Consider the following 8,865-nt stretch of genomic DNA (forward strand, 5'->3'; position numbering starts at 1 on the left):
CCGCGCCGGCGCGGCCACGCGGAGGACCTCATCCTGTACGGCGCCCTCGTGGCCCGGCTCGGCGGGGCGTGGAAGGTGATCTCCAAGACCCGTCAGGAGGCCGCGGGCATCCCGGACACCGAGGCCAACGCCGAGGGCATCCGGCTGGCCGACCGCGCCAACTCCCCGCTGCTCGACTTCGTGACGGTGGACGAGGAGCGGGTGGCGGCCGAGCGTGCGCGCATCCTGGTGGAGGTGGACGAGCTGGTCGCGCCGGTGCTGGGCCGGGGCGGCGACCTGAAGGCGGCGATCGTGGACGCGTTCGCCGAGGGCACGCTGGACATCCCGTTCAGCGCGAGCCGCCACGCCCGCTCGGAGATCGTCCCGGGCCGGGACCGGGAGGGCGCGATCCGCTATCTGTCCGCCGGTTCGCTGCCGTTCTCCCGGCGCACCCTGCGGCACAACGACGAGCTGCTGGACCGCCGCGGCGAGGGACGCATCGGGGAGATGCTCGACGCCGTCACCGCGGACATCTACTACTTCCCCGATCTGTTCGGGGAGCCGCGCCCCTGAACCCGCCTTCCCCTGACCCGACTTGACCACGGCATCCACCCGATCACGGATCAGCCAGGATCCGCAGTGAGAAAGCGACACATCCATGACGCCAGCCAAGCGCCTGCTTCTCGTGGGCGGTTCCGCCACCCATCTGTCCAAGGCACGGGCCAGCGGTGCCGACATCCTCTGGGTCCGGCTGCCGGAGGAGACCGGACCGGTCGACACGGGGGACGGTGTCGAGGTCGTCCACGCCGACTACGCGGACGCGGAGACGCTGCGCCGACTGGCCCAGGAGGCGCACGCGGTACGGCCGTTCGACGCCGCGGTGTCCCTGACCGAGCCCGGCCTCGACCCCGCCGCCCGGGTCAACGACCAACTGGGCCTGGCCGGTACCGGATTCGAGGTGGCACACCGGTTCACCGACAAGTACCTGATGCGGCGGCGGCTCGCGGAGGCGGCGGCGCCCGGTATCCGGCTCGTGGCCTGCGCGCTGGTCGAGGACGAGCGGAGCCTGCGCGACTTCGGCGCCGCGCACGGCTACCCGTTCATCGTGAAACCGACCTGCGGCACGGCGAGTTTCGGGGTGCTGAAGGTGGACGGGCCTGAACTGACGGCGGCGGCCTGGGCGGAGATCGGCCGGCTGCGCGCCTCCGACCATCCGCTCGTCCACGCCTACGACCTGGGCGAGTTCATCATGGAGGAGTACATCGACGGGCCGCTGTGCAGCGCCGAGGCGTTCAGCTTCGACGGGCACCATGTGGTCGCGACCGTCACCGAGGCCATCACGGAGGAGAGCAACCACGTCCATGTCGGCCACGCCATTCCGGCGCGCGTCAGCCCGGCCGTCGAGGCGGACGTGGTGCGGGTGACGGGGGCCGTCCTGGACGCGCTGGGCTACCGCGACGGCGCCACGCACACCGAGTTCAAGCTGACCCCCGAGGGTCCCGTGCTCATCGAGACCCAGGCCCGGGTCGGCGGGGCGCTGCTCAACCAGCTGATCAGCACGGTCTACGGCCTCGACCTCCAGGAGCTGGCCTTCAGCTGGCCGCTGGGCGTGGCGCGGGCGGTGCCGGAGCGGCCGAAGCCCCGTGGCGGCGCGGCGAGTTGGCTCATCGTGACGGAGCCCGGGAAGGTGCGGGAGGTCAGGGGTCTGGACGAGATCCTGGCCAAGCCGGACACGGTGGGCGTCGACCTGTGGGTGGGTCCGGGCGATGTGGTCCGGTCCTTCGACGGACAGTGGGACGGACTCGGTCATGTGGCGAGCAAGGGCGACGACACCACGGATGCCATCGAGCGCTGCCGGCGGTCCCTGGCCGAGCTGCGCATCCTCACGGATTGACGCACGGAGCGGGGCCCGGCAGCAGACGGCGGTCCCGCGCGTAGACGATGGCCTGCGTGCGGTTCCGCACCCCGAGCTTGCGCAGCAGGTTGGAGACATGGAACTTGATGGTCCGCTCGCTGAGCACCAGGGTCTGCGCGACCTCCTGGTTCGACATGCCCGTGATGACCAGTTCGAAGATCTCCTGCTCGCGCGCGGTCAGCGCGGCCATCTGGTCCTGGGCGGGCATCGCCGGCCTGCGTACCCCGACGAGGTCGACGAGCCGGCGCGCGAGCGGCGGGGGCACCACGGCGTGTCCCGCCGCGACCGCCCGGATCGCGGTGGCCACCTCGGCCGGCGCGTCGTCGTTCAGCACCACTCCGTCGGCGCCGTCGCACAGATAGGCCAGCGCGTCGTCCAGCGCGCCCGCGTCGGCGAGGATCACCACGCCCACCCGGCGGCCGGCGTTCTCCCGCAGTCCGCGCAGCACCTCCGCGGTGTCCCAGGCGGGATCGGCGTCGTCGAGCAGCAGGGCGTGCGGGCGTTTGACGGCGACGGCGTGATGCAGCTGAAAGGGAGTGGTCGCCTCGGCGACTATCTCCACCCCCGAGGACTGCGCCATGACGGTGCGAAGCGCGATGCGCGTCAGTGCCCGGCTGGCCAGGACCGCCACCTTGACTTCTTTGCGCGCGGAAGTGTTCTCGTCATCGGTTCGTTCGGTTTCGGGCAGTGCTTTGTGCAAGAGCATGGAGTCCTGTCCTTGTCCCGTCATGAATCGTGTCCACGGGCGCGAGAATTGAGTTAAAGATTCCTTGGCACGCGCGCTTCTTCGTGGGAAGCGGTATGCATCCGTAAATCCCTTACCTCTAAAGGAAAGGTGCTCTTGCGGCTCTTCCGGCCCCCCGGACCGCACTCACCGGACCACTACGACACTCCATGTCAACAAGCCCCCGTCTCCGTGTGCACGCCGCAGCATGTGTGATGAATCACGCTGTTTCGGTAAACACCCCGGCAGTCAATTGAACGTCAAACAGCAGTCCTCTGACCGGCATCGAGCCTACGCGAACACGTGGACGACTGTCCAGAACGTTACTGACAAAGAAACAGCTAAATACGCGTCGCATATCTTGACATTGAGAGCCGAAGTCGATGTGCGCAAATAAGGAAACCGTCCCTACGGACAGGGTGTAAAACCCGTCGTCGGGCGGAAGGCGGGGGAACGTCCCGTGGCCGAGGGTGAGGGCCTGTCGTCATCACACGGGGGTCGGAAGTGTCGGGAACACCGGGCAAGACCAGCAGTACGACGCTCACGCTGGACGGCGGTTCGCTCACCCCCGTCCAGGTGGCGACGCTCGCGCGCGGCGCCGCCGGCACGGCACGGGCGGAACCCGCCGCACAGGCCGTCGAACGGATGCGGGCGTCGGTCGCCCTGAAGGACTCCCTGCTCGCGCAGGACATCCCCATCTACGGTGTGACCACCGGGTTCGGGGACAGCTGCATCCGGCAGATATCCGGGGACAAGGCCCATGATCTGCAACGGCACTTGGTGCTCTATCACCTGAACGGGGTGGGTCCGGCCGCGCCGGACGAGGTCGCCCGGGCCACCATGCTGATCCGGGCGAACGCCCTGTCCCGCGGACCCTCGGCGGTGCGCCCCGAGGTGGTGCGGACGCTGCTGGACTGCCTGGCCGCGGACATCCTGCCGATGATCCCCGAGCGGGGCTCGCTCGGCGCCAGCGGCGACCTGGTCCCGCTGTGCTATCTGGCCGCCGCGCTGATCGGCGAGGGCGAGGTCAGACACCGGGGCGAGGTGCGCCCGGCCCTGGACGCGCTGCTCGACGCCGGGATCCGGCCACTGTCGCTCGAACCGAAAGAGGGCATCGCCCTCATCAACGGCACGTCGTTCACGGCCGCGTTCGGCGTACTGGCCGCCTGGGACGCCCGCGAGCTGGCCTTCGTCGCCGATGTGGCCACCGCGATGACCCTGGAGTCGCTGCGCGGCAACATCTCGGCGATGCACCCGTTCGTGCACGAGAACAAACCGCACCCGGGACAGATCGAGAGCGCCCGCACGATCCGCGCGCTGCTCTCCGGATCCGGCCTCGCGACCTCCTTCGAGGACATCCTGACGCGCCGGGAACCACTGGCCGGGCGCGGCTACCTGCAACTCGACGACCGGATCCAGGACAAGTACTCGGTGCGCTGCGCCCCGCAGGTCGCCGGGATCGTGCGGGACATGCTCGACTGGGTGGACCGCTGGCTGGAGACCGAGATCAACTCCTCCAGCGACAATCCGCTCTTCGACACCGAGGAGTCCCGGCTGCACCTGGGCGGGAACTTCTACGCGGGGCACGTCGGGCACGCCATGGACAGCCTCAAGGTCTCCGTGGCCGGGCTCGCCGACCTGATGGACCGTCAACTCGCGCTGGTCGTGGACGAGAAGTTCAACGGCGGGCTGCCGCCGAACCTGATCGTGCCGCGCTCGGCGGACGATCCGCAGGCCGGACTGCACCACGGGTTCAAGGGGATGCAGATCGCCGCGTCCGCGGTCACCGCTGAGGCCCTCAAGCAGACCGGGCCCGCCTCCGTCTTCTCCCGCTCCACGGAGGCGCACAACCAGGACAAGGTCAGCATGGGCACCATCGCGGCCCGGGACGCGCGCACCGTGGGCGGCCTGGTGCGCGAGGTGGCGGCGATCCATCTGCTGGCGCTCGCGCAGGCGGTGGAACTGCGCGGGATCGAGTACTGCGCGCCCGCGACCCGCGCCGTGCACGCGGTGCTGCGTGAGCACTCCGCGTTCGTCACCCGCGACCGCCGGCTCGACGGCGACATCGCGGCGGTGATCGGGCTGATCGAGAGCGGGGCCGTGCGGCGTGCCGCCGGCCTCGCCGACTCCGACTTCGTCACAGGCAGGGGGCTGGCAGATGTTGTTGCTGCGTGACCGCGAGCAGAACACGGCGGTCGGAAAACTGGTCGAGGAGCACACCCGCCTCGTCCGGGAGACCCACGCGGGCACCGCGGACCTCGCGGCGGTGCACGCGGCCAAGCTCGCGCGGGCCCTCGGACACGCCGCGGGCAGCGCCCTGTACCGGCACACCGCCGACGCCTCGGTGCGGGCCGACTGGCCGACGGCCGGACTCCGCGATCCCCGGGCGGTGTTGCGGGATCTCTTCCCACAACTCCCGCTGCTCGGCAAGGCCGAGCTGTCCGCGCACGGCGAGGAGGCCTTCACCCGGCCGCTCGCCGAGTTCCTGCACTACTACGAGTCCTCCGGCACCACCGGCAACCCGGTCGCCGCGCCCAAGGCCGTCGACGACCTCGTGATCAACACCATCAACATCGGTGAGCTGTGGGCCCAGTTCCTCCAGCCCCGCGATGTCGCCCTGATCCTGATCAACGCCCCGTTCGCGCCCGCCGCCTACCAGTTCGAGAAGGTGCTGGAGTACGTGGGAGTGATGTCGTTCCGCCCCTGGGTGGACAACATCACCGGCGACTACGGCAGGGTGCTGCGCCTGATCGAGTCCCTGAACGCCAATGTGTTCGTGGGCCCGCCCTCCCGGCTGCTGGAGATGATCCAGTTCGCCCACCGAAGCGGCCTCCCGGCCCCCCGCTTCGACCGGCTGCTGCTCATGGCCGAACAGACCGGACCGAGTTTCGTACGCCACCTGGAACGGCTGACCGGCGGCACCGCCTACGTCTGCTCGTACGGCTCCTCGGAGACCGGCACGACGGCGGTCACCTGCCGGGAGCGCAATCTGCATCTCCAGACCCAGAGTTACCTGCTGGAGCTGCACGACGACACCGGCACCCGGCCCGTCGACGGCTCCGCCGACCGCGGTGAACTCGTGGTGACCACCCTGGACCTGCCGGCCCGGCCGCTGCTGCGCTACCGCACCGGCGACCGCGTGGAGATCACCGGCGAGGCGTGCGCCTGCGGGGTGCATACCTCGGTGCTGCGCACGCTGGGCCGGGAGCAGGACGTCGTGGCGCTCTCCGGCAACGGGGTGCGCCAGAACGACCTGGAGGCGGCCCTGTGGTCCACGGAGCTGCCCGGACACACCGTCTTCAACTACATGCTGGTGGTGCGCGACCGCGGTGTGGTGCTGCTGGTGACCACGGACGGCACCCCGGACGGGGCCTGGAACGCGATGGTTGCCGAGCGGCTCACGCCGCTGTTCCCCGGTCTCGCGGTGTCCGTGCGCCCCGTGGAGACACTGCCCCCGCTCGCCTCCCTCGGCCAGTACCTCGGCTGGAAGCTGTCCCGGGTCCTGGACCTCAACGACGAGCGCAACTGGGCGCGCCTGCCGGAGCCGATCAACGCCGTGGTCGCCGAGTCCCTCCGCCAGCTGGGGACGGGCTCCGACACACCGGAAGGATCTCACTGATGTGCGGCATCACCGGATGGGTCGACCACACGCGCGATCTGTCGGGCCAGGGCCCGCTGCTGACCGCGATGGCCGCCACGATGGCCCCGCGCGGACCGGACGGCTCGGGCGTCTGGCTGTCCCCGCACGCCGCGCTGGGACACCGGCGGCTCGCCCTGATCGACCTGGCGACCGGCGGCCAGCCGATGACCCCTGCGGGCCCGGCCGGCACGGCGCCGCCGGCCGTCCTCGTCTTCAGCGGCGAGGTGTACAACCACGGCGAGCTGCGCGCCGAACTGGCCCGGCGCGGGCACGCGTTCCGCGGCAGGTCCGACACCGAGGTGGTGCTGCGCGCCTATCTCGAATGGGGCGAGGGGGCCTTCGACCGGCTCGTCGGCATGTACGCCTTCGCGCTGTGGGACACCCGCTCCGAGACCCTGCTGCTGGTGCGCGACCGGCTCGGCATCAAGCCCCTGTACTGGACCCGGCGCGGCGACGGGGTGATCTTCGGCTCCGAGCCCAAGGCGGTCCTGGCCCACCCGGAGGTGCCCGCGGAGGTGGACGCCGAGGGCCTGGCCGCCCTGTTCACGGTGGCGATCAAGCCCCCGGGCCAGGGCGTCTACCGGGGCCTCGACGAGGTACGGCCCGGCCATGTCGTACGGGTGGACCGCGACGGCGTGCGTCACCGGCGCTATTGGGAGCTGACCACCGCCCCGCACACCGACGATCTGCCGGCCACCGTGGCCGAGGTGCGCCGGCTGCTGGGGGACGCGGTCGGCTCCCAGCTGGAGTCCGATGTGCCGCTGATCGCGCTGCTGTCCGGCGGCATCGACTCCAGCGCCATCGTCGCGCTCGCCGCACGGCGCCTCGCCGAGGACGGCGACCGGCTCGCCACGTACGCGCTGGACTTCACCGGCAGCGAGACCGACTTCAAGCCGGACGCCCTGCATGTCAGCCGGGACGCCCCGTTCGTCCGGGCGGTCGCCGGTCACGTGGGCACGGACCACACCGATGTCTCGGTCGAAACGACCTCCCTGGTGGGCGAGTTGAGCCCGGCGCTGCGCGCCCGGGACATGCCAGGGGTCGGCGACCTCGATGTGTCCCTGCTGCTGCTCTTCCGCGAGGTGCGCCGACACGCCGCCGTGGCCCTGTCCGGGGAGGGCGCCGACGACTTCTTCGGCGGATACCCCTGGTTCCGCGCCGAGGCGGAGCGCCCCACGGACAACTTCCCCTGGTCGGCCGGGATCAAGGACCGCAACGCCCAGCTCTCGCCGCAGCTGCGCGAGGCGCTGGACCTGGACGCCTATGTCGCCGACGCCTACCGCACGGCGCTCGCCGAGGTGCCCCGGCTCGACGGCGAGAGCGGCGCGGACCGGCGGATGCGCGAGGTGTTCCACCTCCAGATCACCCGCTTCCTGCCCTTCCTGCTGGACCGCAAGGACCGGATGAGCATGGCCAACGGCCTTGAGGTGCGGGTGCCGTTCTGCGACCACCGGCTGGTCGAGTACCTGTGGAACGTGCCCTGGGAGTTCAAGCGGACCGGCGGCCAGGAGAAGGGCCTGCTGCGTCGGGCGGTCGCGGATCTGCTGCCGGAGAAGGTGGTGCGGCGGCCCAAGAGCGGCTTCCCGTTCGGGCACAGCCCCGCCTACCTCGACGCGATCCGCCGTACCGTGCGGACCATCGTCGCCGACCCCGCCGCGCCGGTCCTCGACCTGGTCAATGTACCCGCAGTGCGGGCCATGGTGGACAGCGACGCCTGGTTCAACGGTGACTTCACCCCACCGCCCTGGCTGCCCCGGCTCATCCAACTCGACCAGTGGCTAAGGGAGTACGGCGTCCGGGTCGTGCTGTGAAACCCGTGAGACGGAAGGAACGAACCCTCGATGGCACAGCTGCACATCGAACAGTGGGGCGACGGTGACCGCACCGCCGTCCTGGTGCACGGCATCACCGCCGACACGAACAGCTGGTGGCGTACGGCACCCGAACTGGTCCGGCGGGGCTATCGCGTCGTCGCGGTCGACCTGCCGGGCCACGGCCGCAGCCCGCGCTGGGACGCGTACGGCCTCGACGCGATGACGGACGCGATCGCCGAGGCCCTGCCCGAGCGGCCCGATCTGGCCCTGGGTCACTCGCTGGGCGCCCTGCTGCTGGCCGGTGCGCTGGACCGGCTGCGGCCGCGGCGCGTGGTCCATGTGGATCCGGCGTGGGCGGCGCCGCCCGACGAGGCGACGGCCAAGGTGATGACGGACGCGCTGCGCGTCCAGAAGGACTGGAGCGAGGAGCGGATCCAGGCCTCGCTGGCGCGCTGGGAACCGCGGGCGCGGGAGCACAAGTCGACCGCGCTGCGCCGCTGGGACCCGGCGACGCTCGACGCGTTCGACGGCTTCGGCGGCTACGATCCGCCGGCCCCACAGGTGCCCTCCCTGATCGTCCTCGCCGACCCGAGCCACAACGTCCCGCCGCCGTGGGCCCGGAAGTTGGGCGAGCGGGGCTTCACCGTGCGGTCGGTACCGGACACCGGGCACGTCGTGCACAACGAGGACTTCGCCGGCTTCTGGGCGGTGCTGGAGGAGTGGCTCTGACCGCCTGACGCGGGAGCGGAAGCAGAAGCGGGGCGCCGGGATTCCGGCGCCCCGCTTCTGCTTC

Annotated in this window: 6 protein-coding genes and 1 pseudogene; 6 read left to right on the forward strand and 1 reads right to left on the reverse strand. The window is 70.9% G+C overall.

Annotated features, from left to right (window positions below):
• Both CCN72_RS25065 and CCN72_RS25070 read left to right on the forward strand, forming a co-directional pair.
• Positions 1-552 (forward strand): annotated as a pseudogene (locus CCN72_RS25065) (methylaspartate mutase); the annotation flags it as partial.
• An 85-nt stretch (positions 553-637) separates the two neighbouring features.
• Positions 638-1,873, forward strand: coding sequence for an ATP-grasp domain-containing protein (locus CCN72_RS25070; RefSeq protein WP_086809825.1), 1,236 nt, complete (start codon positions 638-640; stop codon positions 1,871-1,873).
• On the opposite strand, the gene CCN72_RS25075 is transcribed toward CCN72_RS25070, so the two are convergent.
• Positions 1,863-2,525 (reverse strand): LuxR C-terminal-related transcriptional regulator, encoded by a 663-nt coding sequence (locus CCN72_RS25075; protein ID WP_158101409.1) that lies wholly within the window; start codon positions 2,523-2,525, stop codon positions 1,863-1,865. The genes CCN72_RS25070 and CCN72_RS25075 overlap by 11 nt on opposite strands.
• 597 nt (positions 2,526-3,122) lie before the next feature.
• Between CCN72_RS25075 and CCN72_RS25080 the strand changes: the two genes are divergently transcribed.
• Genes CCN72_RS25080 through CCN72_RS25095 form a run of 4 tightly spaced genes read left to right on the forward strand, consistent with a single transcriptional unit; the run spans position 3,123 to position 8,801 of the window.
• Positions 3,123-4,793 (forward strand): aromatic amino acid ammonia-lyase, encoded by a 1,671-nt coding sequence (locus CCN72_RS25080; RefSeq protein ID WP_208638088.1) that lies wholly within the window; start codon positions 3,123-3,125, stop codon positions 4,791-4,793.
• Entirely contained in the window at positions 4,777-6,237 is a 1,461-nt protein-coding gene (locus CCN72_RS25085) for a phenylacetate--CoA ligase family protein (protein ID WP_143664191.1), read from the forward strand. Before CCN72_RS25080 ends, CCN72_RS25085 begins: the two co-directional genes overlap by 17 nt.
• Entirely contained in the window at positions 6,237-8,069 is a 1,833-nt protein-coding gene (asnB, locus tag CCN72_RS25090; protein ID WP_086809833.1) for an asparagine synthase (glutamine-hydrolyzing), read from the forward strand. The genes CCN72_RS25085 and asnB overlap by 1 nt, the downstream gene beginning before the upstream one ends.
• Before the next feature lie 30 nt (positions 8,070-8,099).
• Positions 8,100-8,801, forward strand: a complete 702-nt coding sequence (locus CCN72_RS25095) for an alpha/beta fold hydrolase (RefSeq protein WP_086809835.1) — start codon at positions 8,100-8,102, stop codon at positions 8,799-8,801.
• Positions 8,802-8,865 lie beyond the last annotated feature (64 nt).

Origin of the sequence: Streptomyces murinus, from assembly GCF_002154555.1 — a bacterium.
In the GTDB taxonomy this organism is placed as follows: domain Bacteria; phylum Actinomycetota; class Actinomycetes; order Streptomycetales; family Streptomycetaceae; genus Streptomyces; species Streptomyces murinus.

What these genes read in the sequence shown, in the direction of transcription:
- CCN72_RS25095 (WP_086809835.1), top strand. Translation starts at nt 8,100, where the DNA reads ATGGCACAGCTGCACATCGAACAGTGGGGCGACGGTGACCGCACCGCC.
- CCN72_RS25070 (WP_086809825.1), top strand. Translation starts at nt 638, where the DNA reads ATGACGCCAGCCAAGCGCCTGCTTCTCGTGGGCGGTTCCGCCACCCAT.
- asnB (WP_086809833.1), top strand. Translation starts at nt 6,237, where the DNA reads ATGTGCGGCATCACCGGATGGGTCGACCACACGCGCGATCTGTCGGGC.
- CCN72_RS25085 (WP_143664191.1), top strand. Translation starts at nt 4,777, where the DNA reads ATGTTGTTGCTGCGTGACCGCGAGCAGAACACGGCGGTCGGAAAACTG.